Origin of the sequence: Wolbachia endosymbiont of Aedes aegypti (assembly GCF_021496215.1) — a bacterium.
Taxonomy (GTDB): domain Bacteria; phylum Pseudomonadota; class Alphaproteobacteria; order Rickettsiales; family Anaplasmataceae; genus Wolbachia; species Wolbachia pipientis.
Genome location: NZ_CP090902.1, coordinates 41419 through 65943 on the forward strand (window position 1 = coordinate 41419; position 24525 = coordinate 65943).

The 24525-nt window shown below is 35.8% G+C and carries 21 protein-coding genes, 1 tRNA gene and 5 pseudogenes; 11 read left to right on the forward strand and 16 right to left on the reverse strand.

Features of this window, described 5'->3' with window-relative positions; all coding sequences use genetic code 11:
* Position 1: 1 nt before the first annotated feature.
* The 12 genes and pseudogenes from L0Z58_RS00185 to L0Z58_RS00240 all read right to left on the reverse strand — a co-directional run.
* Complete coding sequence (locus L0Z58_RS00185) at positions 2-1636, reverse strand: ribonuclease J (protein WP_010962325.1); 1635 nt, start codon at positions 1634-1636, stop codon at positions 2-4.
* A 209-nt stretch (positions 1637-1845) separates the two neighbouring features.
* Complete coding sequence (dnaJ, locus tag L0Z58_RS00190) at positions 1846-2964, reverse strand: molecular chaperone DnaJ (protein ID WP_010962326.1); 1119 nt, start codon at positions 2962-2964, stop codon at positions 1846-1848.
* A gap of 82 nt (positions 2965-3046) precedes the next feature.
* Positions 3047-3124 (reverse strand) — tRNA-Arg (locus tag L0Z58_RS00195).
* A gap of 63 nt (positions 3125-3187) precedes the next feature.
* Positions 3188-3790: a hypothetical protein gene (locus L0Z58_RS00200; RefSeq protein ID WP_099606213.1), complete on the reverse strand. Its 603-nt coding sequence runs from the start codon at positions 3788-3790 to the stop codon at positions 3188-3190.
* A 558-nt stretch (positions 3791-4348) separates the two neighbouring features.
* Positions 4349-4660, reverse strand: a pseudogene (locus L0Z58_RS00205) (nuclease/transposase family protein); the annotation flags it as partial.
* Positions 4661-4755: 95 nt separating this feature from the next.
* On the reverse strand, positions 4756-5442 hold the full coding sequence (locus L0Z58_RS00210) for a group II intron maturase-specific domain-containing protein (protein WP_010962329.1): 687 nt from the start codon (positions 5440-5442) through the stop codon (positions 4756-4758).
* Positions 5439-6271 (reverse strand): IS5-like element ISWpi1 family transposase gene (locus L0Z58_RS00215; RefSeq protein WP_099606204.1). Its coding sequence is split into 2 segments (ribosomal slippage): positions 5439-5902 and positions 5902-6271, totalling 834 coding nucleotides; the frame shifts between segments, so codons are not numbered across the junction. Before L0Z58_RS00215 ends, L0Z58_RS00210 begins: the two co-directional genes overlap by 4 nt.
* Before the next feature lie 27 nt (positions 6272-6298).
* The gene (locus L0Z58_RS00220; protein WP_099606205.1) at positions 6299-6700 is read right to left on the reverse strand and encodes a reverse transcriptase domain-containing protein; all 402 of its coding nucleotides are present in this window, start codon (positions 6698-6700) and stop codon (positions 6299-6301) included.
* Positions 6646-7422: a reverse transcriptase N-terminal domain-containing protein gene (locus L0Z58_RS00225; protein WP_167513688.1), complete on the reverse strand. Its 777-nt coding sequence runs from the start codon at positions 7420-7422 to the stop codon at positions 6646-6648. Before L0Z58_RS00225 ends, L0Z58_RS00220 begins: the two co-directional genes overlap by 55 nt.
* Before the next feature lie 420 nt (positions 7423-7842).
* Positions 7843-8175, reverse strand: a pseudogene (locus L0Z58_RS00230) (PD-(D/E)XK nuclease family transposase); the annotation flags it as partial.
* Between the two features lie 52 nt (positions 8176-8227).
* A pseudogene (locus L0Z58_RS00235) lies at positions 8228-9601 on the reverse strand (IS4 family transposase).
* A 54-nt stretch (positions 9602-9655) separates the two neighbouring features.
* Positions 9656-10226: pseudogene (locus tag L0Z58_RS00240) on the reverse strand (DUF6444 domain-containing protein); the annotation flags it as partial.
* Between the two features lie 338 nt (positions 10227-10564).
* Between L0Z58_RS00240 and L0Z58_RS06550 the strand changes: the two are divergent.
* The 9 genes from L0Z58_RS06550 (at position 10565) to L0Z58_RS00280 (ending at position 19441) form a co-directional block, all read left to right on the forward strand.
* Positions 10565-10687 (forward strand): hypothetical protein, encoded by a 123-nt coding sequence (locus L0Z58_RS06550; protein ID WP_255322264.1) that lies wholly within the window; start codon positions 10565-10567, stop codon positions 10685-10687.
* 5 nt (positions 10688-10692) lie between these two features.
* Entirely contained in the window at positions 10693-11334 is a 642-nt protein-coding gene (locus L0Z58_RS00245) for a protocatechuate 3,4-dioxygenase (RefSeq protein ID WP_010962336.1), read from the forward strand.
* Positions 11335-11430: 96 nt separating this feature from the next.
* Positions 11431-12933 (forward strand): leucyl aminopeptidase, encoded by a 1503-nt coding sequence (locus L0Z58_RS00250; protein ID WP_010962337.1) that lies wholly within the window; start codon positions 11431-11433, stop codon positions 12931-12933.
* Positions 12934-13626: 693 nt separating this feature from the next.
* Complete coding sequence (locus L0Z58_RS00255) at positions 13627-14814, forward strand: MFS transporter (RefSeq protein ID WP_010962338.1); 1188 nt, start codon at positions 13627-13629, stop codon at positions 14812-14814.
* 60 nt (positions 14815-14874) lie between these two features.
* Positions 14875-15180, forward strand: a complete 306-nt coding sequence (locus L0Z58_RS00260; protein ID WP_006279881.1) for an integration host factor subunit alpha — start codon at positions 14875-14877, stop codon at positions 15178-15180.
* A complete protein-coding gene (locus L0Z58_RS00265; RefSeq protein ID WP_006279880.1) occupies positions 15180-15506 on the forward strand; it encodes a MerR family transcriptional regulator in 327 nt (108 codons plus the stop codon). Before L0Z58_RS00260 ends, L0Z58_RS00265 begins: the two co-directional genes overlap by 1 nt.
* Positions 15507-15551: 45 nt before the next feature.
* Positions 15552-16148, forward strand: a complete 597-nt coding sequence (locus L0Z58_RS00270) for a murein hydrolase activator EnvC family protein (protein WP_006279879.1) — start codon at positions 15552-15554, stop codon at positions 16146-16148.
* A 12-nt stretch (positions 16149-16160) separates the two neighbouring features.
* Positions 16161-18677: a leucine--tRNA ligase gene (gene leuS, locus L0Z58_RS00275; RefSeq protein WP_010962340.1), complete on the forward strand. Its 2517-nt coding sequence runs from the start codon at positions 16161-16163 to the stop codon at positions 18675-18677.
* 128 nt (positions 18678-18805) lie between these two features.
* On the forward strand, positions 18806-19441 hold the full coding sequence (locus tag L0Z58_RS00280; RefSeq protein WP_010962341.1) for a membrane protein: 636 nt from the start codon (positions 18806-18808) through the stop codon (positions 19439-19441).
* 429 nt (positions 19442-19870) lie between these two features.
* Here L0Z58_RS00280 and L0Z58_RS06950 read toward each other — a convergent pair.
* Positions 19871-20948, reverse strand: a pseudogene (locus L0Z58_RS06950) (IS3 family transposase).
* 136 nt (positions 20949-21084) lie between these two features.
* On the opposite strand from L0Z58_RS06950, the gene L0Z58_RS00305 reads away from it, so the two are divergent.
* A complete protein-coding gene (locus L0Z58_RS00305) occupies positions 21085-21792 on the forward strand; it encodes a pyridoxine 5'-phosphate synthase (RefSeq protein WP_006279877.1) in 708 nt (235 codons plus the stop codon).
* Here L0Z58_RS00305 and L0Z58_RS00310 read toward each other — a convergent pair.
* The 3 genes from L0Z58_RS00310 to rplM form a co-directional block, all read right to left on the reverse strand.
* Complete coding sequence (locus L0Z58_RS00310) at positions 21785-22096, reverse strand: HU family DNA-binding protein (RefSeq protein ID WP_010082594.1); 312 nt, start codon at positions 22094-22096, stop codon at positions 21785-21787. The genes L0Z58_RS00305 and L0Z58_RS00310 overlap by 8 nt on opposite strands.
* Positions 22097-22242: 146 nt before the next feature.
* Entirely contained in the window at positions 22243-22698 is a 456-nt protein-coding gene (rpsI, locus tag L0Z58_RS00315; protein WP_006279875.1) for a 30S ribosomal protein S9, read from the reverse strand.
* Between the two features lie 10 nt (positions 22699-22708).
* Positions 22709-23167 (reverse strand): 50S ribosomal protein L13, encoded by a 459-nt coding sequence (gene rplM, locus L0Z58_RS00320; RefSeq protein ID WP_010962343.1) that lies wholly within the window; start codon positions 23165-23167, stop codon positions 22709-22711.
* Positions 23168-23296: 129 nt separating this feature from the next.
* On the opposite strand from rplM, the gene L0Z58_RS00325 reads away from it, so the two are divergent.
* Positions 23297-24520, forward strand: a complete 1224-nt coding sequence (locus L0Z58_RS00325) for a TolC family protein (RefSeq protein WP_010082597.1) — start codon at positions 23297-23299, stop codon at positions 24518-24520.
* Positions 24521-24525: the final 5 nt, after the last annotated feature.

A 24525-nucleotide genomic window follows, 5' to 3' on the forward strand; every position in this document is an offset into this window, starting at 1 on the left:
TTCATACCTGTTCTATCTGAACCTCAATTATAGGCCTTTTTAGTAAATATTCCTTTAAGATACTCAATATTGAACTTTCAATCTTATTTTTAATTTTTTTTGTTGGCTGCAAACTAAACAACGACTCAACTTTCTTGACAATTTTCTGTATGGTAGCTGCATCTTCTAGCACTTCAAAAACACCAGGTACAAATACTTTTGGTTTAGCAAGCAATTTATTTTTCTTGTTTACAACTGCTGTTACCACAATAACTCCGGCATCTCTCATTCTTTTACGCATTTTTATAACACTGCTCTCCGGATGACGTAGCAACATACCATCAATACCAAAGTAGTCAACATCAATTGAATCAACCTTTCCTCCGTTCTCCAAATTAACAATATCACCTGGTGCAATCATTATTGCTTTTGCCACACCGCACTCTTTAGCAAATTTTACATGTGCATGCGTGTGAATATATTCGCCGTGAACTGGAATAGACATCTTCGGTTTTATTAAAGAATACATTTCCTTTAGCTCTTCTCTTGTTGGATGCCCAGAAGCATGAACATGCTCTGTTTTTTCAGTAATAACTTCTACCCCCATCTCAATAAAGGCATTGAGCATGTTGTGCGCACGAGTTTCATTTCCAGGAATGATTTTTGACGAAAAGATCATGGTATCACCTTGCTGCATTTTAAATGCTTGATGATTCTTAGCAGCAAGTCTTGCGGTAGCTGCCAGTGGCTCACCTTGACAACCTGTGCAAAGTAGCACCAGTTCTTCCCTTGGAAAATTTACTGCTTCCTTTGCTTCAAGAAACTGAGGAGAATCAGTTAAATAACCACTATCTTGCGCAACTTTCACTATTCTCCATAAAGATCTACCAAGTAAAACTACTTTTCTATTTAGTGCTTTTGCAGCTTGGCTTATCGTTTCAATTCGTGCCACATTTGAAGCGAATAGCGAAACAGCAACTAATTTTTTAGACCGCTTTATTATGTTATAAATATTATTATAAATTTCACCTTCTGACTCAGGGTGATGCTTGCTTAATATATTGGTTGAATCGCAAATTGCTGCAAGCAGGTCACCTTTATCGCCAATTTCTTTTAGACGCTCCATATTAGAAGTTAATCCAACAACAGGTTTTGGATCAAATTTCCAGTCTCCGGTATGGAGTGCACTACCCATTTCAGTGCTAATTAATATTGAATTTGCCTCAGGAATTGAATGAGTTACATTTATAAACTCGACGGTAAAAGGACCCAAATTTATGCTGCCATTTATGTCTACCTCTTTCACAGGCACTATACCTTCCAATCGAAATTCTTTTAGTTTCTCTTTAAGAAAATTAACCGTAAACTTTGTTGTATATATGGAGCACTGCAACTCTTCCCACAAGTGGGGCACTGCACCGCAGTGGTCCTCATGTGCATGTGTAATTATTATTCCAAGTAAATCTTTTTTTCTTTGAGCAATAAAATCTATATCAGCAATGAGCAGCTCAACACCTGGCATAGTTTCATCTGCAAAACCAACACCAAGGTCGATCATAATCCACTTACCTTGGTAATGATATAGGCTAACATTCATCCCGATTCTTCCTACTCCCCCAAGCGGAAGAAATAAAAACTCATTTTTGTTTATATTCATTAAATTTAAATTATTAAAACCTGAGAATAGCAAAACTTCGACCTTAAATAAAGAAATTTATTGCTTTTACATAGTTTTAAGGAACTAAGAAGTTTCTGTTGGCTAATAATAACACTATTGTTAAGTTTTCCATTAATAAGGTCAAAGAATTGCAGGATTAAATGAAAACCCGTAAACAGTTACCCCTTTAATGTCATTTAGCAGATTTCTTATTTTTTTTTTACTTTACTAAAAAACCCTTCAGATTGCTGTTGTACACTTGCATTTTCCTCTTCTTCAAGCGCTTTTAATAGTTCAATTTGCTTTTTAGTTAAATTTTTTGGATTTAAAGTCTCAACTATTACCTGTACGTATAAATCACCACGAGCATGTGAGTTCATATATGGCATACCCTTTTCCCTACAACGTAGTTTGGTACCAGTTTGAGTGCCTTCAGGGACCTTTACTTTTATTTTAGCTCCATCAATTGATTGAATATCGATTTCACCACCAAGCACTGCTAGTGTCATTCTTATAGGCACTTTACAGTGTAAATCTGCTTTATTTCTAGCAAAGATTTTATGGAAAATTATTTTCACGTATACGTATAAATCTCCACTTTTTCCACCTTTTGTTCCAGCTTCTCCTTTACCACTTATCCTTACCTTAGCTCCTTCTTCTATGCCTTTTGGAATTGAAACGGATATATTTACTTCATCTCTTCTACGTCCACTTCCACCACATTTCTTACATTTGTTTTGTATTATTTCTCCTTCCCCATAGCATGTAGTACATGTTCTTTCGATGGTAAAAAAGCCTTGTTGAGTTCTAATCCTACCGCTTCCCTGGCATGTGTGGCACTGAACTGGTTTAATTGCTCCTTCGCCACCTGTGCCTTGGCATGTATCACATTTTACATTTGTCACATAATGTATAGGCGCTTGTATTCCTTTAAATGCATCTTCTAAGGTAATTTCAAGATCATAACGTAGGTCTGCTCCAGATACTCCTGTTGTACTTCTTTTTGCTCTCGATCTACTTGCACCACCACCGAATCCTCCACCAAAGAAGTCATTGAATATGTCGCTAAAATCTCCTGCAGAGCTAAAGCCTTGAAATCCACCAGAAGCACCTTCGTGGCCATAACGGTCATAGCCTGCCCTTTTCTCAGAGTCAGACAGAACTTCATATGCAGCTGTTACTTCTTTAAATTTTTCCTCTGCTTCTTGATTGCCAGGATTTCTATCAGGATGATATCTTAATGCTAATTTTTTATACGCTTTTTTTATCTCATCAATACTGGCATTTCTGCCTACTTCCAGCAGATCATAGTAGTCTTTTTTGCTCATATATAATAGTTTAGTGCTTAACCTTTAAAGATAGGTATTACATATATTAATTTCAAGTGTGACTTCTGTTTCCTATAAAATGTGGCGCACCCTGAGCGACTTGAACGCCCGACCTTTTGATCCGTAGTCAAATGCTCTAATCCAACTGAGCTAAGGGTGCTTTCACAAAGTTAACTTTAGCAGGTTTTGTAGCTTGATTCAATTAATTTGGCTAAAAATAAAACTATTGATTTCTATCATACGTGAACCCCTCACAATTCTCAAACTGCCGTTTCGCATTAGAATTATCAAATTCACTACAAGGAGGAGCAGTTGGAGTAGTATTAGGATCTTGAGAAAAGTAAGGAGGTGGTGCATCATAACGAGAAGAATCTCCATAACCATGCCCTTGTCTAAGACAGCTATCTACCGCTCCTTTAGCTTTCTCGATATTTTCTAATTCTTCCTCATGCTTCATATGAAAAGCTAAACCACCAGCAAAACATACGAGAGAATTAACGCCAAGGATAGCTAAACCCCACACTGGTAAGACTGGGTAAACAGCACAAGCTACCAAAGCTGCCAAAGAAACAACGCCAACCGCAAATTCTATATTTCTGAACGTTTTAAATTTACTATCCAGGTAATCTATTTTTTCTTCTTTTCTAGCCACTTTTCTGCTGCTGTTATACCAAAAACACATACCAGCATGGAAAGCAACACACACAACTGCAGCTACTATACCCAAAGCTAATAGCTTTCTACTGTCTTCTGATTCTTTTTTATTCTCTTTTCTCCCTTGATGAGTGGTATTACCATTGTTAATATTCGTTATATTATTAACCATAGTGTGACCACGTCCACCGAATAAAGAATCCATCCAGCATTGTAATAGCAAATAATCCCAAAAGTCTAAACCTCTATTGTGTACATGTATATGTGTAATCTGAGAGCCTGTAGGTTATGCGTTATTCCCTGCGTTATATTGATCATTTCTGCTTCCTGTATCGTGCCTATTGCTTGAATTTGGATGTGTAAATTCTTCATACACATTTTTAAAATTCTCCTTGCTCCAAGTTAAATTCGGTGTATTATTACATACTGTAGAAACCCTTCAATATTATTATTATTACCTAATTTCTTTATATAGGCTAACGCATACCTTTTTAAAACACTATCACTTGCTACCATAAATACCCTCTTAAGTTAAGATTAAATTAATAAATATTTATTATAACAAGATAACATCTACTTGTCAACTTGAGCCTGATTCAAGTATCCGTTCAGAGTGTGGCAGAAGAACTTATTCAAATAAAGTAGGTGGTAAAATATAAACATTTTATAAAGTGAAAAATGGACTTTTCAGACCACTGCCGAGCTAAAAAAGCCCTGAAAAACGTGATACTTAGGCCACTTCTTGCTTAAGCTGTACAATTTCAGCTTGAGAAAGGCCAGTGGATTCAGCTATTAAATTAACAGATACACCAGCTTTAAGTAAATTTTTTGCAACTTCGATTTTTCCTTTCCCTATACCTTCCTCAAGTTTGTATTCAAGAATGGCTTCTTCTTTCCGCAGATCCATTATTCTTTCTTCATATGCTACTAAATCTTTTTCATTCCAGCTAAACCTGTCTAATTCATCGTAGGCTAACTTTATTATTGGTGATTTTTCTGCTATATTCCTTAGGTCTTCATCTGTAGTTTCATCTGCATACTGTTGTCTAAGTGAAGAAGGTCGCCCCTCCTCACTCGACTTCAAAACCGTACGTGAGACTTTGCGCCTCATACGGCTTCTCTCTAATTTGGTGCTTGTCATGCACACCTCCTGTGTAATTCATCGTGACAATGCCCATGTAACAAAGATAAATTTTTGATCATATTGCTTCGTCTATTCCGGTCTTTATGATGTATTTCTATTATATCATCACTTTCAAACCATAGTCTACAATTACCGCATTTACTTTGTTGTAACTTCAATAGTTTTATTACTCTCGATGGCTTATCTGGTATTTCTCTAAGACGATTACCCCAATATACCCAATCACCATCATATGGAGATCTGGTTTTTTGCACTTTGATATGTCGTTTAATAACATGATCGCTGTGTATAATAAGATGTATCTTGTTACTTGTCATAAAACGCCAGTTATCGTTATTATACTTTTTAAAGTATTTTCTTTTTATCCAGCATTTCCCTTTGTTTGGGTGCCTAAAGACTGCCCACTTCCAGAGCTTTCTATGTATAGTATTATCCAATGAGCTAAAGATTTTACATGAAACTACCGAAGAGTAATATTGACTCCATCCTCTGTTTATTGGATTGAGATTCCTTATTATTACTTCCTGTGGCGCCCCACGCATTTCTCTAAGTTTATGTTTAATAGCAAATGTATGCTGCTTTATAGAATTACGACTTGGTTTTATTAATAATGTGTAACCTTTTTTACTTTCTTTTGTTGGATATTGTCTTAGAGGTTGTCCGGAAACTAGTAAATTCAAGCATATTCCCTCTTTAACATAACCCTACTCATAGCTAGGTATATGAAATTCTCAGTGGATGTTGTGAGTAAATCATACTCCTTCGATAGCCTTCTATTCCTATTAACCCAAGCAAAAGTCCTTTCTACAACCCATCTTCTTGGCTGTACTTTAAACCCTTGTTCTCTTGTTGGTAGTAGCTCAGGTGGCGTATCTTTGTGCACCCAAAATCTACATGGAGGCCTTTTAACAATTTCAATATCTATGTCATATTCTTCCTTTATGTGATTCTTTAAATTTCTTCCTTGGTATCCCATGTCAGCCCACATTTTTTTAACTTTAGTATATTTTGTTCTCATATTGTTTAATGCTATTTTAATACCATCTCTATCATTTTCGTTAGCAGCGCCTACGTAACAACCTAGTATAAAACCCTGAGTGTCTGTAATTATATGCCTTTTTCTACCCTTTACTTTTTTACTTCCATCATAGCCTTTGATCCCCCCTTTTCTGTAGTCTTTACAGATTGACTATCTACTATACAGGCACTCGGCTGCTCATTCCTTCCTATTTTTCTTCTACTATATTTTGTAATTTCATAATTCATTTTCTCAAAAATTCCCTGCTTCTTCCATTGCCTGAACTGCTCATACACAGTCTTCCATAGCGGAAAATCATTTGGTAAATACCGCCATTGACACCCTGTACGCAATACATAGAAAATTGCTTCTAATATTTCTCTTTTGCTATACTTTGGCGGCCTTCCTCCTTTCTTGTATGATACTCTGAAGTGTTTTTCTATTCTTGACCATTCCCTTTCGCTTAGATCTGTTGGATACTTTTTTCTCATCTTTACCCCGTACTAAAATTTCAGATATTATAGCCTTTTACTTGTTTCCGGACAACCTCTTATTGAAAATCCAAGAAAATCAAATCCTGGTTTTGTTTCGTCAATGGTTCTTAATGTATGAGAAATTCTTGTTTTAGAGGGCTTTAATTTTAGTCCAATGGTTTCTAACCATTCTTCAACTAAAATTTTTGCTTTAAGAATAATCTCTTCGTTTTCATGTATGATGACAAAATCATCACAGTAGAAAATTACACTAATAGACTTTTGCGCGTTTTTATGCGATATCCTACCATATTTTCTTTTCATGCATTGAAAGAGTTCGTTTGTTAATGCTTTTTTGACATGTTGCTCTAATCCGTGTAATGCAACACAAGCTAGCAACGGTGCTTCCTTGAATTGTACCACGTTTTGTGGATTGAAGCTTTCCATCTTCCATAACACCCGCTTCTAACCATCCTCTTATGATTTTCTTTAACGCTGGTGTGGTTTTCAAGCAGTTTATTATGGTTAATATTGTCAAAGCATCCAGAAATATCAGCATCTAATACATATGCTGTTTTCTGTTTTAGCACATTAAATATGGCTTCAATTGCATCATGACATGATCTACCAGGTCTAAAACCATAAGTGTTTGGCTCAAGTTTTGCCTCCCATTCTGGTTCCAACACCATTTTTACAAGTGTTTGTTTTGCTCGACACGATATAGTTGGTATACCAAGCGGGCGATATTCCGATGGCTTACCAGGTTTTGGGATCCAGACACGTCTTGATGGCTTTGCTTTCTCTCTTATATCTAAGGAGTTTGCCAATTGCAATCTTTCTTTTTGACTAAGGTTAGCTTTTCCATCAATACCTGCAGTTTTTTTCCCTCTGTTGTCCTGAGTTACCCTTCTAACTGCGATCGTTCTTGCACTTGTTGATTTGAGTAATAATCTCTGAAGGTTGTGCATCTTTTTGATATCATTACATTTAGAGGCTTGGTAAATTCGTTTTTGTAGCTTAAATGAAGATTTCTTCAGCTTTCGCCAAGGAATTCCATTCCATTCATACCTAGCTTTTTGCTGGTCCATAACATATTCACTACTATTCACCACTTTACCTTCCAAATTAAAGTGTTTACGTCTGCATATCCCAGATATTACTTTGGGCATTAGCTTCTTAAACAATCCTTCCACATAGCGGCTTGTGGTTGGCTACCTACTTATATTTAATGAATATAAGAGCTTTTATGTGGTTACTCCGTTCCATAGCTTCGTTTCACGTTAAACTTAGATTCCTACTATTTGCCGGAAGCTGGGAACATCAATAACTAAAGTCTTCAATCTTTAGTTCCCCTTTTGCTTCGTACCATTTTGGTCTATGCGTAGTTCAACCTCTTTTCGCATACTATGCTTTGACGACAATTCAAACATAGGTTCCTCTCGTAATCATATCTAACTCTGTTTGCAGGGATTCACCATGAGGTTTAGTGTTACCTGCTTTTATCTCATGCTTGCATCCCAAAGGTTGCCATCCTTTGAAATGTGAGACATACATTATCCCCGATGTCTAGGGAAGATGGAATTTAACCATCACAAAACCACGGCTTTCCGGGTCGCACTGAAGAAAAATAACCAACGATCCACTATGCTTTCTAGCTGTTCTTCCTTATTCTTAGGAAATTTAGGTAGTTCAATAAATACAAATTGAAAATCTTTTAAGTCATGCTCATTGGTTTTCTCATCTCTTATAGTGTGGCTGGATATATAATCAAGCTTATCAGGAAATAAATTACAATTAGAGATAGCAATAAAGAAAACCTTCTTTAAATCAATGTACTTACCAGATTTATCAGCTTGCCTTGAGTAAGCCTTAGCAGCATATAGTTGAGCTCGTTTCTCAAAACCTTTATCACGAGCAAACTGGTCAGGTAAGGAAGCAGTATTACTACTACTCCCTCCCTTAGAAACCTTACTATTACCCACAAATACGAGGTTCATGAGCAAGTCTCCATCCTTCTGCTAGATCAAAGAGACGTCTCCACCCTTTCCAAAGAGTAATTGGTCCTGGTTTTGGGTCGCTTTTTCTTGCTAAATGACCTTCAAGTTCACGAAACGGCTTCTTTTATAGTAGGGGCTATATTTGGACATGGTTTCCTGTGTATTTTAACATATAAAACTTTCCATTCTTCCTCAGCTAATAAGGCAGTACATAGTAATGTTGGGTTAGTTCTTGCAATTGATGTAATAAAGAAAATTCTCCAAGCAATAATGCTCATGACTGTTAAATACCTCATTAATCTTTCTGCTGTTCCAAGTCTACATTCCTCAACTTTGAGACCAGATTTTAAAATCTTATGCAATATCTCTATTTTCCATCTCAAACAATACCAACTAACTTTTTCAACAGCTTCTTCAAAAGTACTGACCGGAAAAAAGCATCCACTCTAGAGGACTTGCTTCGGGAGGAGAGTTTTTTTCAACAACATGAATTGCGTGAAGTTGTAGACTCTGTCGGTTTATATTTTATGTGACCTTCTTTACATTTTATATGGCCTTCATGTGATAAATTTTCCGAATCTAATTTCTAAAAACGCTGTCCTTTTTTGCTTGTTATCTCTAGCAGGGATTTCAACTTTTCCAGTGCAAGGGAGGCCTTGGATAAATGACCATAATTTTTGCTTGTTCCTGGTATGCATGAATTTTTTATTTACATTTCTGTTGTGGCGAGCTCTTACTAAAATTGCTGAGTTAAGATTATGTGCAAGTTCAAAAAAATCATGCATATCTGCTTCTCTGTCACATACAGTTATAGCTTCGGTTTGGGCCAGATCTATAATATTATTTGTTTTCTTTAAACTTTCTAGCCATTTCATACTTTCTTTATCCTCAATATGAACGTTGTTACGATGGCTCTTTAGTCTTTTTTCTTCTTCAGAAATGAGTTGCCTCGAGTAAATCTTTTGATCCAGTATTCCCAGCTTCCGTACTAACAGCAAGGGCTGTATGCATTACTGCTCCTTTTCCAGCAATAGTTCCCAATCCGCTTATGGCTTGAGTATGAAATATAAGTTGTATCTTGAATCACAAGAATTCTTTTATGAGCTTTTGTTCTTTCGACTGTTTTATCAATGTGTGAAGCTAGAATATCGACTTCTTTTACGTTCTCATTTTGAAAAAAACGTTATGCTGCTTTTGCTTCTGACCAACTTCCGCATGCCTCATTAATTGAGCTTTCAGGTAAACTTATCAAACTATCAGCAATCTTTACTAATCGGTCAGTTAATCTTTTATCTCCAAGTACAGCATCTCCAAATTCATTTTTAGCCCATTCATTACTCTCGTTTGCCATTTTTATACCCTCAATATTTGCAAACTTTAATATTGTAATACTTTATTTATAAGTACATTTATATTTGTGGGTAATAGTAAGATTTGATATGCTGCCAACACTTATGTTCAAATTAAAAATGTCATTTATGATACTAGCCACTTCACGCTTTGAGTTTTTGTAAAATCCGCTGAGTGCTGCAATTATAGACTTAACCCTTGGACCAAATGTATCTGGCGTAACACCTTCTGGTAACTTGCTACTTTTTCTTTTTCTGCATCTCCAACAACGACCATGTTCCAATTACTACATAAGGCCTAATTTCCGGAAGATCAACTTTTTGGTGAACATAAGGTTTTTCGCATATTACAAGCTCTCCTCCGCATTCGCAAATATTAGGCAACTCTATTTTTACTACTTTATCCGCTTCCATTGTGGCATGAAAATTTCCTTTATGCCCAACCTGATCGCCAACATTCCTTTCGCTTTTTGGCTTGTCCTTTTTTGTTTTGTACAATTCTTTAGAGCTCGGTAGAGATGAATTTTTCGAGTTTAAACCAAGCCTTTCCTTTAATTCAGCGTTCTCTATCTTTAAAGCTTTATTTTCTGCTTTTAAGTTTTCTATCTCTGCTTTCAGTTTTTCTATTTTTTGCTGTAAATTTTTGCAAAGTTCTCAAAGGTTTACCACATTACCTCACTTTTGCTCTATGATTATCTTGATTATCTTGCTTTGTCTACCTTATTCTACCACTCCGCTGAACGGATACAATTTACTAAACAGAAAAAAAGGCAAAAGAAACCCTAGGGTAGCTAGTTATTCACTATCCATTTTTTAAGTTGGCGTTTTTTAATGTTTTAAATAGCGCGTTTCAGCTTGTGTAGGTAAAAACCTAGAAATATTGTGAAGACATAAGGTGCACATAGTGCAAAAAATTAAAAATAAGACGCCAACTACGTTGTTTTCTTGCTGTTTAATCTGCACAGATGAAGATAACTGAATACCTTCAGTTTCATGATAAGGGGGCTGGCGAAGGGTGTCAAGCAAGTTTTTTCGTTTCTATTTCCAATAAAAGTTTGTTATATGGTTATGCAAGAAGTCTATTATAAATGAAATGAATGTGAAAAATATCTTGTTAGCACTTTTAGTACAAATGATATTCAGTTTGCCGCTATTTGCAGCTGATCCTGTTTTGCTCAACTGCATTAAAACTCCGGAAATATATGACCTTGATGCAAGGCCAAAAAATTTTAGCTCTTCAAACAATTTAAGAAGGAAACCTGGTTCTCCAAATAGTGCAATAGGGGAATTAATACACATAGTGGGTAGAATTACTGATATAAACTGCTTACCAATACAAAATGCTGTAGTTTCTATATGGCACGCGAATTCACGCGGCGTGAACCATTACGATAAGAATATAGAGGATGATCTGAATTTTGCTGGATCAGGAAGGTTTGTAGTGAATAATCTTGGCTATTATAATTTTATTACGATAGCACCTGGTAAAATTGGTGATAGAGCTCCACATATCAACTTTCTAGTTCAACATCCGGATTTTCCAGAATTCACAACGCAAATGTTTTTTGCTGACCATAATTGCGATAATTGCGCTGATCCTGTTCTTGAAGATTTTGTTAGTAATGGGCTTGCAAGCCTTCTCATAACACCATTTACTTACAGTGATCAGGTCATAAAAACCTATACGTTTAACATTACCTTGGGCGGATATAATAAGTTCTCTAATAAAAGATAAAAAACCTTGCATGTAAGGGAGTCCATAGTAAACTTAAGTGTTATTGTACTTAGGATGTATATGAAAAATATCTTACTGATGTTTTTGCTATGTTTTATGTACAGTTTACAATTATTTGCAACGGAGATACCAGCAATGAAAATAACAATTTCTAAAATTTCGCCCGATTTTAAAACAATAGTAATGGGTTTATTTGAAGACAACGAAACCGTAAATGATGGCGGAGTTTTGCAAGGAAAACAGGTCATAGATAATATAAAGCAATTTAGCGATTTCAATGGAAGTTTTGGTGAATTTTTCTCTACTGCTTTGCCAGAAGAAAAAAATGTTATAGTTGTTGGACTGGGTAAGAAGGATGAATGGAATGAAAATAAAGAATTAAATATTGGTGGTAAAATATATTGTGAGCTAAGCAGATTAAAAATTAAAAAAGCAGCGGTTTTAATCGAAGGTAGTGCAGCAAATGTTGCATATGGTGCGTTTCTGCGTAGTTTTAAGTTTGATAAGTATAAAACTAAAAAGGATGAGAAAATTACAGAGGTAGAGGAGATTACCGTATTAGTAAAAGATGAACAATTAAGTAATGCTGAAAGATCATTTGAGCACTTAAGGCAAGAAGGTGAGAGTATATTCCTTGCGCGCTCTTTTATAACAGAGCCTCCTAACATTCTATATCCAGAATCCTATGCTGATCATATAAAAAAAGAACTTACTAAGCTTGGCCTTGAAATCGAGGTGCTTGATAAAAAGCAGATGGAAGAGAAAAAAATGGGAGCCTTGCTTGGAGTTGCACAAGGAAGTAGTAAAGAACCAAAATTAGTAGTGATAAAATGGAATGGAGCTTCTAAAGAACAAAAGCCTATAGCTTTTGTTGGTAAAGGTATAACGTTTGACACTGGTGGAGTATCACTCAAACCTTCACGTGGTATGGAGTCAATGAAATATGACATGGCAGGCTCTGCTACTGTGGTTGGGGTGATGCATGCTTTAGCAGGACGAAAAGCAAAAGTAAATGCGATCGGTGTGGTCGCACTTGCAGAAAATGCAGTGGGTGGTAATGCTCAAAGACCAAGTGATGTAGTAACTTCAATGTCTGGACAAACAATAGAAGTGTTGAACACCGATGCAGAAGGAAGGCTCATACTTGCAGATGCTTTATGGTATACGCAAGATAGATTCTCACCAAAATTTATGATTGATCTTGCAACTTTAACTGGTGCTATAGTGGTTGCACTTGGAAATAACGAATATGCTGGTCTTTTTTCAAATAATGATGAATTAGCAAACCGTCTGATTGATGCAGGAAATGAAGTAAATGAGAAGTTATGGCGTTTTCCTATGAATGAAACTTATGACAAAATTATTGATTCACCGATTGCTGATGTTCAAAACATCGCTCCTGCAGGCTCTGGTGGAGATAGCATAATGGCTGCACAGTTTTTACAGCGTTTTGTGAATGAAACTTGCTGGGCACATTTAGATATCGCAGGCACTGCTTGGCACGAGAAAGGTACTGACATTTGTCCAAGAGGAGCAGTAGGTTTTGGTGTAAGGTTACTTAATAAGTTGGTTGAGAAGTACTACGAAGCCAATGATTAAAGGTCTTTATACTGGATTTATGGCTTAGCTACATGAACGTTTATTTTCGAGGCGCAGCAAATGAAATTAGCTGATACATATTTCTTTTTTTCTGGATTCCAGTGTCAGCTACTTTCATGACACCCTGACAACCGTCATCCCGCTACTTGTTAGCGGCTGAGATACCGCGAATGAATCGCGGTATGACGGTTCGTGGCGGCGTGACGATAAGCTCGTCATCCCGCTGCTTGTTAGCGGGATCTAGAGATACCGCGGCGGTATGACGTAGGACTGCTGTCATCCCAGTGCTCCTTTTTTTGTCATCCAAGTAGCCTCCTATGGTGTCATCCCAGTGCCCAGACACTGGGATCCAGTTGAGCTATTTCAACAAAAATACTGCATTTTGAGATGAACGTTTATTTTCACCAGATTATTTACAAGTATAACAATTAAAGTCTGGATTCCAGTGTCAAGCACTGGAATGACACCGTCTTGGATGGAAACCAGTGTTGGCTACTCGGATGACATCATAGGGGCGCTGGGATGACACCCTGACAATCGTCATCCCGCTGCTTGTTAGCGGCTAAGAGATACCGCGGCGACATGACGTAGGGAACCGTTTTTTGGGTTAGCTATAACAGTGGTCAGGAAACAATAGCTTAAAAAGAGACTTAGTGTTAAATTTCTAATAGATTACTTATAAAAATAAATCTTATGGAAAGCAGAGCTAAGGCTTGGTTCATTTGGCTGATTAGTAACTTGGTTGTTATATTCAGCAACATGCAGATAATTTATACCTTTATAAGTGTAAATCTCGAAAAGGAACTTGGACTTACAATCGCGCAAGTTGCACTGGCTAATTCAGCATATACTTGGACTTTCGCCATCTTACAATTTTTTAGTGGAGCAACGTTTAATGTTTTTTCCAGTAAAAAAATTTATTTTTTCTCGTTATCAACTATGATCTTGGGGTTTTTTGTCCTTATTAATAGTGACAATTTCTCCCACTTGATTTTGTCTCAAGTGTTGATTGCAACTGGAGCATCATTTGGTTTTATTGGTGCTGCTCACACAAGTAGCATATGTTTTTCCGCTGCCCAATTTGGACTAATGTTTTCACTAGTGCAGACAATTTCAAGCCTTTCTGCTTTGGTAATTCAAATACTGTTCTCTAACTTGCTTGCCGAAGATGCATATTGGAAAAATCTGATTGTATGCATAATACTATTTGGTGTGTTGATATTTGTACTTACGCTTTTTTGTCCAAACACACTTCCAAAAAGCAGCTCAGAAAAGCGCACAATAAAAAGCTCTATGAAGACAGTAATGTGCTCTATATTAACAGTGCTAAAATTAAGAGATATCTGGATAACTTCAGTGGTGGGTGCTATTACTTTTGGAACATTTTTAGCACTTAATACCTTGTGGGCTCCAAGGTTACTGGGCAACTCAGAACTCAATGCAATGGAGTCAGGTATAGCAACTGCAATACTATGGCTTGGTCTTGCAGTTGGTGCTCCAATTGCAGATCGAATCTCAAACTTATTTAAAAATAGGAAACATGTAATTTCTGCTTTTGCTTTATTGCAAGGCGTCTCAATTATTATTTTACTATACAGCCATTTAACAGTCCACGTTGTGTACTTTTGTATGTTAATGTTCGGGTTTTTTGCGGGAGGACATATGCTTAATTTTACTGTCGGCAGCGAGATTGTGAAACGAAAATACATCAGCACATCATCATCCATTATCAATGGATTTATGTTTATTGGCAGTGGAGTTATAGTGTCAATGTTAGCACTTTTTACAGATCATAAAATGGAACTTTTTGCAATATTTGCGATATTGATAGTTGCCGGTATTTTAAATTATGCAACAAAAGAGACATACTCTAAAAAATAAAGTAGCTGAATCTCGAGTCGATTGCTATATTATATTTACGTATTGTAATATTTATCAATAATGGATCACGTTACAACAAAAGACACAACAGTAACTAAGGCAACGATAGCTGGAGATATAAACCAAGAAATAGGATTATCAAAGGAAGACTCTGTTTCGATAATAGATGATATATTGGACGAAATAAAGACAAGCTTGGTAAAGGATGGAATAGTAAAAATATCGTCATTTGGAACATTCTTGGTTAAGAAAAAGAAGGAAAGACCAGGAAATATACCAAATACATCGGAGAAAGTGATGATTCAGGCAAGAAATTCAGTTTCTTTTAGGCCTTCAAAAATTATAAAAAAATCAATCAATAATTAATGAACAAGGAAAAATTATTTTATACGATTGGGGAAGTAGCTGAAGAGCTACATTTGGAACAGCATGTTTTGAGATTTTGGGAAGGTCAATTTCATCAAATTAAGCCTACAAAGCGTAAAGGAAGAAGGCTATATGATCGCAAGTGTATAGAGGCCATAAAGAAAGTAAAATACATGCTATATGATAAAGGATATACAATAAAAGGAGTGCAAAAAGAATTTGGTAATGATATAAAAGTCACAAAGAATTTGTTGCAAGAACTCACCGATTTGAGGGACTATTTAACTAGTAAAATAAATAACGAGGAAAGTAACAAGCAGGCGTGAAACACTACGTCTCGCTAGAATTTTGGAGTTTTGTGAGAGTTTAAAATGTGGCATATAGCCTCATTTCTTATGTTATTAGCAATATTAATAGGCTGTGGCCTGCAAAAACCTGCACCTGTGCTGCTTAAAGGCGAAGAATTTTACGGAAAAAGAGATCTGGAATATACAAGAGAGTACCATTTAATTAGGGAGCCTTCAGTGCAAAAAGAAAGTAGAAAAGCCATCATAAATAGGATATACAAAGATAACAATAATACACAAAATGTGGGGGTAAATTGTAAATTTGTAATGCCAGTTAAAGGTTCAGCTACCTCTTCTGATGAAATGTGTAAGGATGGCATAAAAATTGCTGCTCAAAATGGAACGAACGTAGTTTCCTCTGCACCAGGCAAAGTGATATATGTAGGCAAAGGGCTGAGATGGTATGGGAATTTAATTATAGTGGAACACAAAGATAATTACATGACTGTGTACTCCTATTTAAAAAACATACATGTTGAAATTGGCGATAAAGTAAAGCAAGGTCAAGTAATTGGATCTGCAGGTAAATCAAGCACACAAGATAAAGATCCACAGATGTGTTTCACAATACGACATAATGGCCAAGCGGTTGATCCTTTGATGCATATGAACTGTAATTGAATTTGGATTCATATGAAATATGATTTTAAAAGTGTTGAAAAATTTTATCAAGATAAATGGGATTTTTCTGTAAGCAAGAGTGGTAAACAAGAAAAGTGTTACGTGTTGGAAATGTTTCCATATCCATCTGGTAAAATTCATATGGGACACTTACGTAACTATGCAATAGGGGATGTGATAGCGCGTTACAAGAGAGCTAATGGATTTGAGGTTTTGCATCCAATTGGCTGGGATGCGTTTGGATTACCAGCTGAGAATGCAGCAAGGGATAACAATATTAGCCCCGAAACATGGACAAAAGAGAATATAGATAATATGCGTACACAGTTGAAATCTATAGGTCTTTCTTATAATTGGGAGCGTGAACTCTCCACATGTGAACCTGACTATTATAAACACGAACAAAAATTTTTCCTGGATTTTTTAAAGCATGGGCTTGCCTATCGAAAAGAGTCATGGGTTAACTGGGATCCAGTGGACCAAACAGTGCTTGCAAATGAACAGGTGGTTGATGGAAAAGGATGGCGATCAGGTGCAGTTGTTGAAAAACGTAAGTTGTCCCAATGGTTTTTAAAGATTACTGATTTCGCTGAAGATTTACTCAAGTGCCTGCAAAGTTTGAAAAATTGGCCAGAAAAAGTCAAAACAATGCAGGAGCGTTGGATAGGAAAATCTGAAGGAGCAACTATAGAGTTTGAAGTAGTTGGCCTGAATAAGAAATTAAAAGTTTTTACAACTTATCCTCATACTTTGTTTGGGGCTTCTTTTTGTGCAGTGGCAGCAGAGCATCCTATTGTGCAGGATTTAAAGAATGGTTCTTCTGTTGTCATCCCAGTGCTTGACACTGGGATCCAGGAAATAAAATCAAAAAGAGAGAACGATGAAAAAATAGGAGTTTACACCGGATTAAACGTCAAACATCCATTTCTTGATAAGGAATTGCCGCTTTACATAGCGAATTTTGTGTTGATGGAATATGGGGAAGGCGCGATTTTTGGTTGCCCTGCACATGATCAGCGTGACTTTGAATTTGCACAGAAATATAATTTGCCGATAATTCCCGTTATTTCTTCAGCCCACTTAGGTGTCATTCCAGCGCGTGACCAGAATTCTTACAATGGATCCCAGTGTCAAGCTACTCAGATGACAAAGGAGGCGTATACTGGAGACGGGACAATGTTTAACTCCGAATTCTTAAACGGATTAATGGTTAGTGAAGCAAAGGAAGCCATAGTTAAAAAATTTGAAGAAAAAAAAATAGGCAAAAAAACAATAAACTATCGTTTGCACGATTGGGGAGTTTCAAGGCAGCGTTATTGGGGATGCCCTATACCTATCATATATTGCAAAGATTGCGGAACTGTTCCAGTGCCAGAAAAAGACCTTCCTGTAGTTCTACCAATAGATGTAGAATTTACAAGTGGTGGCAATCCGCTGGATAAGCACCCAACTTGGAAATTTGTTGATTGTCCAAAGTGCGGAAAGCAAGCAGAGCGTGAAACTGATACATTCGACACCTTTTTTGAATCTTCCTGGTATTTTGCTGCATTCTGTAGTGAAGATAAATCAATAGACAAAGATGCATGTAATCGTTTTATGCCTGTTGATTATTATATAGGTGGGATAGAACATGCAATTCTGCATTTGCTTTATTCAAGATTTTTCTGCCGTGCTTTAACCAAATGTGGCTATTTTGATATTAAAGAGCCTTTCTCTACTTTAATCACTCAAGGAATGGTCTGCCATGCAACTTATAAAGACGAAAATGGTAAGTGGCTATTTCCCGCAGAAGCAAAAGAATTAATAGCGCGAGGTGCAAAAGTTCAAGTGGGCAAAGTTGAAAAAATGAGCAAATCGAAAAAGAATACAGTTGACCCAAACTTTATCATAGAAAAGTATGGTGCTGATACTGCTCGCTTGTTTGTGTTGTCCGACACTCCTCCGGAGAAAGATATGGAATGGTCCGATGATGGCGTGGAAGGTTGTTCTCGTTATGTAAATAAATTGTGGCGTATGGTCATGCAGCTAAGACCTGTAAATATACACTATGATAATGAAAATGTTACGGGTGGACTTCTAGAGTACAGAAAAAAAATTCATAAACTCTTACACGGACTTACAGATGACTTGGAAAACTGCAGATTAAACTGTGTAGTGGCAAAATTTCGTGAGATGACGAATTTAATAGCTGAAATAGACGTAAAAACTGGAAAATCTCTTATTGATGAAGGTATATGTATATTAATCAGAGTAATCGAACCATTCATACCACATCTAGCTGAAAGCCTATGGCAAGAAATAGGAGGTCAACCTTGGCCAAAAGCTGATGAATCATTATTAGTTGACGATACGGTAACTATAGCAGTGCAAATCAATGGAAAATTACGTACAACAATCAAGGTGGCAATTAACTTACCTCAAGAAGAATTGAAGAAAATAGCGATAGACTCTGTGTCCAGTAAGATCGATCAAAGCAAAGTTCGCACTGTATATGCTGTACCAAATAAGATAGTAAATATAGTTATATAAAAGACCTGAGTAGTACGTTTTATATAATCTGATTTTATGGCTATACTTTTTTTGACATGTAGTTATATCTTTTTTAATATAAAGGATATATACTTATGCATTATATATTTTTTTGTATGAGGAGTTATATGAAAATAAAGAGATTGTGCGTTTTGGCTGTGTTGCTTACTTCATCTCTAGCAGGTGCAGCTAGTAATAGTGCAAGTAAGTCAGAAGATAAGTACTATGCAGGTTTAAACTTTGGTGCTGGTTGGGGTGGTGGCTTTAAAATGAAACCTGGTGTTGTTCTTGGTTACCATTATGACCAAAACTCTAAATTTGAACTTGAGGTTCTCAGTAATATTAAGTCATTAAAGAGCATAGGAGCTAGCTTATTGGCAAACTACCGCTTCTATCCTGACCTTGATATTGATCCCGTTAAACTATATGTCAGCGGAGGTTTAGGAGGATATCTCCAAATAACACCTTTTGGCTTTGGTGTTAGTGATACAGTTGATGGTGATGGCAATAGTTCACAAGAAGAAAAAGAAAAGGAAGAAGAAACACAAGGTGCTCCAGAATCAGGTGGTGAAGCTGCTGGTTCATCTGTAGTAGATAAAATACTGAGTTCTATTTCCTATAAACTAAAGTTAGGTGTTGATTATGAAATTACTCCGCAGATAATTGGTGCAGTTGGTATGACCATGGGTGGGCAACTAAGTGGTATAAAAGCAAAACAAATACCAGATGCAACTCTAGAGATAGGGGTACGTTATAATTTTTAATGCTGCTACTTAGTTCATAAAGGTAGAGACGATGTTGAGGATGAAATAAACAGCATTAAAAAAAATCCGAAAACGTATTTTCGAATATGGTTTTGAACGCTAGCTATAGATTAGAAAAATAACAAGAAAAAGGGTAAACATACTGTAATTGCTGTTGAATGATGGAGTCCATTATTTTAGCACGAAGTAACGAATTCAGTAGAATAAGTTCTTCAAAAATAATTTAAACTTTTATTAGTAGGAGCAGTCTCATGGAATATTATAGCGATCTCACTAAAAGAAACTTTTATAAGTATCGTTGATGAGAAAGGAAAAATTGTTAAGGAAGAAGTTGTTGCAAGAGAAAGTAAGGCAATAGCTGAATTTTTTCTTGGTCAAGGCAAAAATGACCTTACCCAGAAAAAGTGGAGAGAAAGTGTGGAATGTTTTTTACAAAAAGAATGATGCATCAAATTGTTCTGGAATGCAATAGTTAATAGTGACGTTGTTTGTTATAAAAAATTTCTATGTATTCAAATATTGCAGTTCTAGTTTGTTGAGCAGAGTGTTGTGAAGTATCAATAAGTATTTCTCTTTTCAATGAGCTAAAGAAGCTTTCTGCAACAGAATTGTCGTAACAACAGCCTTTATTACTCATCTATATTCTTTACAGCTAAGAGATATTGATACCCTTGCGCAGTATATTGTGAACCTTGGTCACTGTGCAGCAGTAGATTTTTAACAGGTTTACGCCTATTAATGGCCATTAATAAAGAGTTCATAACCAATTGTTTATTTATTGCACTACTCATTAACTACCATACGTGAGAATTATTGCTGCCAAATATAGCCATCCCTCCTTGGTTTTGATGTAAGTAATCCCATACTTTATTTGGTTGATCAACAATAAAGTTTTGATCTAGTATATTGGGAGCTACAGCTCTATTATCTGTTTGTTGTTTTTTAATTTTAAACTTTCTTCTCAGTATAGCCCTGATGTCATTTTTCTGCATAATACTTTGCACCGTTTTCAAATTGCAACTTTTACCCAAAGCCTTCAATTCAGCATGAATTTTAGGAGCTCCATATCTACATTTAGAAACTTGATATATTTTTTGAATAGCTGCGAGTAGCTCTTTATTTGCTGATTCTCTACTGCTTATTTTTCTTGTGGTCCACTTATAGTAGCCACTAGCAGAAAATCCTACATAATTCCTGTACTTTATAGCAGTTACTATATAAAAAAATATTTTACTCTTTTTGACTGGCCAGGGCTTTTTTTTAAATGTCTCTTTCCCTTGTTACTCTTGCTTTGTAAATCAAACCTCTCTTTGTCATAAGGTGCTACATCTGGAAATGCATTTGCCGCCGACTTTTTTTCGTTGTGTTTCTTTATCCATTTTCCTAATAAACCACCCTTTATTCCTAAATCCTTTGCTGTTTTTGTAATTGTTTGACCTACCTTTCTTTGTTCATTTGCCAGCTTAACAGCTTCCAATTTGAACTCTGCCGTATATTCTCTTGCCATTTCTAATCCTCCAAAATTTTATTTTACCCAAAAAAACTCTTTTCTTTCTCTCCACTTTTTCTGGATAAGGTCAAACAATGACTATGCAAAAAACCTAATAACATGTATAATCTATAAATAATTTCTGAGGTAGATTGTGAAACTAGGTGTTAATATCGATCACGTTGCAACCCTCCGCAACGCACGTGGAACTTCTTATCCAGATCCATTGAAAGCAGCAGAAATAGCCATTGACGCTGGAGCAGACTTTATTACTGTACACTTACGAGAAGATAGAAGGCATATTAGAGATGAAGACGTATTTAACCTAAAAAAAAGCATTAGCACTGAGCTAAATCTTGAAATTGCAGCCACGGAAGAAATGCTTGAAATAGCAAAAAAGGTAAAACCCTATTCGATTAGTATAGTACCAGAAAAAAGAGAAGAATTAACAACCGAAGGTGGCCTGGATATCGTGAATATGCACAGTAAACTTTCTAGTATAATAGAGGAAATGCATAGCTCTAGCATAAAAGTCTCACTGTTTATCGATCCAAATATTGATCAACTAAAATATCTTGAAAAGCTAGGGACAAAACCTGACATAATAGAAATTCACACAGGGGATTACTGTGATAATCCATCAGAAAAAAAGTTACAGTTAATTACTAATGCTGCAGAGTACGTCAATAAATTAGGAATAGAATGCCACGCAGGACATGGCATAACTTATAAACACGCTAAGAAGATGACAAGAATACCTCACATCTCAGCTCTTAACATAGGCCACTATTTAATTAGCGAAGCTGTATTTTACGGCTTACACAGCGTAGTAAAAACAATGAAAATGACAATGTCTAACTAACTGCTGCTTTTTCCTTCTCATTTAAAATACTTAAAAGAGTTTGGCTTGCTTTAAATTTTACCCTTGTCTTTTTAGGAACAGTCATGATCTGACCACTTTGGGGGTTACGACATTGTTTTTCCTGACTGATAGCAGTAGAAAATGTTCCTATTCCATGCAAACGTATTTCACCTTTCCCATGCAGCTCATTCTTTATTATTTTAATAAACGCATCATGAATCTTGCTCAAATCAGATTTTGTTATATCTATATTCTGACTAGAACAATCTTCCTTTAATTGTTTTATTATATCTTCTTTACTCATAAATTACCTTAATATTGAAAAAATCACATAAATAGCATATTATGTTGACACCGATAGTCAACTAAATTCATCACAAAAATAGAGGATATCATACATTTTGGCAAATATTTGTATAATACTTACAAAAAAACACCCCTATAAAATAACTATCTCTTAGAAAATTGACACTTTTTCCGAGCTTTATGTTGACCATATTTCTTACGTTCAACAACACGTGAATCTCTAGTTAAGAACTCACCATTACGTAGTATAGAATGCAAATCTTGGCTTACACTACTTAAAGCTCTGCTTATTCCATGAGCTAGAGCACCTGCTTGACCAGATAGCCCTCCACCTTTTACAGTTGCAAATACATCGTATTTATCCAATGTGGAAGTTGCAACAAATGGCATTTTTACTATTTGGCACACTGACTCTCTTTTAAAATAAGAAATTAGATCGCCTTTTTTGTTAACACTAAATTTTCCACTCCCCGGCTTTATCCATACTCTTGCTACAGATTCTTTTCTTCGGCCTGTAGCATATAAACGACCAAGCGAATCAACTGCTGATTTAATTGTCTTTTCTGACCAATCATTGTTATTTATTGTAGAACTCTTCATTTTTACTCCATTACTTTTTATTTTTACGATTCAAAGAGGCAAAATCTATCTTTTCAGGTTGCTGTCCTTGATGCTTATGCTCTGAACCAGAATAAACATACAAATTTTCAAAGCGTCTACGTGCCATAGGCCCATCATCAAGCATCCTTTTCACTGCCATTTCTATTACACGCTCAGGAAATTTGCCATTTAAAATATTATCTGGAGTAGTTTTCTTCAAACCACCAGAATAACCTGTATGCTTATAGTAAATTTTATCTTTAAGCTTCTTTCCGGTGAAATGCACCCTTTCTGCGTTGATAATAATTACATTATCGCCACAATCCATATGAGGTGTATACTCAGGTTTATGCTTTCCACGTAATAGTGTCGCTACAAATGCTGCAAGCCTCCCTACCACTAATCCTTCTGCATCTATGACAAACCACTTTTTATTGATTTGTTTCTCCTTTAAGAAAAAAGTCTTCATTATTTGATCCAACAATAGTAAACTATGATATACTTAATTTCTCAATAGTGTCAACAATATTAGTTATTGATTATTAAAGTAATTTATGTTAGTAATTGAGCTGCGCAACCAATATGCATAGGAATTAGAATGTTTCGATTGATTATCACACTTGCGATCATTTTTAATACTATAAGTTGCTATGCAACCGATGTGGGAGAAGTGATAAGCAAAGCCATCAAAAATAGCTCAAAAATAAAGTCTCAATTTTACCAATATAAAAGCGCAGAAAAACACTATAAATCTTCTGGGTTAGCTGGATTTTTACCTGACATTAATTTGCAATACAATTTCGATAGTAACTTTAATCTTGATACATCTGAAAAAAAACTTACATTGCGCCAGAAATTAATCGATGGCGGTGGTACCTTTGCCACATTCAGTCGATCAAGCCATCTTCTCAAAGCAGAAAAGATGCGATTTCAGCAATTAAAACAAGAGCTTGCACTTAATGCTGTGAAAGCATATGTTAATGTTTTACAAAAGACAGAAATATTAAAGCTCAGAGAACATAAAGAACGCGTTTCTTTGGAACATTTGTCAGCTATGAAAAAACGCTTTTCCCTTGGAGAGGTAACCAATGCTGAAGTTTTGTTAGCAAAAGCAAAATTTTCGTCTTCTATATCCGAAAGAGTTGATGCTGAAGGTAAATTAAAGTTGGTAAATATTGCTTATTATCATTTGATTGGCGAAGATGCTGATGACCTTTCTGAAGCTAATGATAAACTACCTTCTGTTCCAGAGCTAAATGAATGTTTACAGTTAGCAAAAACCAATAATTTATCTCTAAAAGCAGCAGTTTATCAAAAAAGAGCAGCCGGAATGGAAGTGATTGCTGAAAGCTCCAAGTGGCTTCCTTCTTTAAATCTAAGTGCAAGCAAAAATTTTGGGGAGGATGGTATGAAGGTAGACAAACTATTAGAAAATGTTCATGTAGTTTTTACTCTTGATGTTCCAATCTTTAAGAGAGGAGTTAATGCTTTTGGTGTCAGTAAAGCTAAAATGGATGCAAAAAAATCTACCTACGATTATTATGAAACGGTAAAAAATATAGAACAAGCAGTTGTAAATGCTTGGAATAATGTGTTGACAGCAAAGGCCATTATCAAAGCAAGTCAAGAAGCGGAAAAAGCAGCAGCTCTAGCATTGGAAGGAGTTGAGCAAGAAGTAAACTTAAATTTAAAGAGTACATCTGACCTTTTGGACACTGAAGATGCATTATTTAAAGCACGTTCAGACTTAGTTGAAGCAAAAAGCAATTATGTGATTAGTGTTTACAACTTGCTTTTTATGATAAATAGTATAAACCTCTAAATTTA

Coding starts and splice junctions, on each gene's coding strand:
- L0Z58_RS00185 (WP_010962325.1), bottom strand. CDS start 1,636: ATGAATATAAACAAAAATGAGTTTTTATTTCTTCCGCTTGGGGGAGTA.
- dnaJ (WP_010962326.1), bottom strand. CDS start 2,964: ATGAGCAAAAAAGACTACTATGATCTGCTGGAAGTAGGCAGAAATGCC.
- L0Z58_RS00200 (WP_099606213.1), bottom strand. CDS start 3,790: ATGGTTAATAATATAACGAATATTAACAATGGTAATACCACTCATCAA.
- L0Z58_RS00220 (WP_099606205.1), bottom strand. CDS start 6,700: ATGGAAAGCTTCAATCCACAAAACGTGGTACAATTCAAGGAAGCACCG.
- L0Z58_RS00225 (WP_167513688.1), bottom strand. CDS start 7,422: ATGCCCAAAGTAATATCTGGGATATGCAGACGTAAACACTTTAATTTG.
- L0Z58_RS06550 (WP_255322264.1), top strand. CDS start 10,565: ATGAAGATAACTGAATACCTTCAGTTTCATGATAAGGGGGCTGGCGAA.
- L0Z58_RS00245 (WP_010962336.1), top strand. CDS start 10,693: ATGAATGTGAAAAATATCTTGTTAGCACTTTTAGTACAAATGATATTC.
- L0Z58_RS00250 (WP_010962337.1), top strand. CDS start 11,431: ATGTACAGTTTACAATTATTTGCAACGGAGATACCAGCAATGAAAATA.
- L0Z58_RS00255 (WP_010962338.1), top strand. CDS start 13,627: ATGGAAAGCAGAGCTAAGGCTTGGTTCATTTGGCTGATTAGTAACTTG.
- L0Z58_RS00260 (WP_006279881.1), top strand. CDS start 14,875: ATGGATCACGTTACAACAAAAGACACAACAGTAACTAAGGCAACGATA.
- L0Z58_RS00265 (WP_006279880.1), top strand. CDS start 15,180: ATGAACAAGGAAAAATTATTTTATACGATTGGGGAAGTAGCTGAAGAG.
- L0Z58_RS00270 (WP_006279879.1), top strand. CDS start 15,552: ATGTGGCATATAGCCTCATTTCTTATGTTATTAGCAATATTAATAGGC.
- leuS (WP_010962340.1), top strand. CDS start 16,161: ATGAAATATGATTTTAAAAGTGTTGAAAAATTTTATCAAGATAAATGG.
- L0Z58_RS00280 (WP_010962341.1), top strand. CDS start 18,806: ATGAAAATAAAGAGATTGTGCGTTTTGGCTGTGTTGCTTACTTCATCT.
- L0Z58_RS00310 (WP_010082594.1), bottom strand. CDS start 22,096: ATGAGTAAAGAAGATATAATAAAACAATTAAAGGAAGATTGTTCTAGT.
- rpsI (WP_006279875.1), bottom strand. CDS start 22,698: ATGAAGAGTTCTACAATAAATAACAATGATTGGTCAGAAAAGACAATT.
- rplM (WP_010962343.1), bottom strand. CDS start 23,167: ATGAAGACTTTTTTCTTAAAGGAGAAACAAATCAATAAAAAGTGGTTT.
- L0Z58_RS00325 (WP_010082597.1), top strand. CDS start 23,297: ATGTTTCGATTGATTATCACACTTGCGATCATTTTTAATACTATAAGT.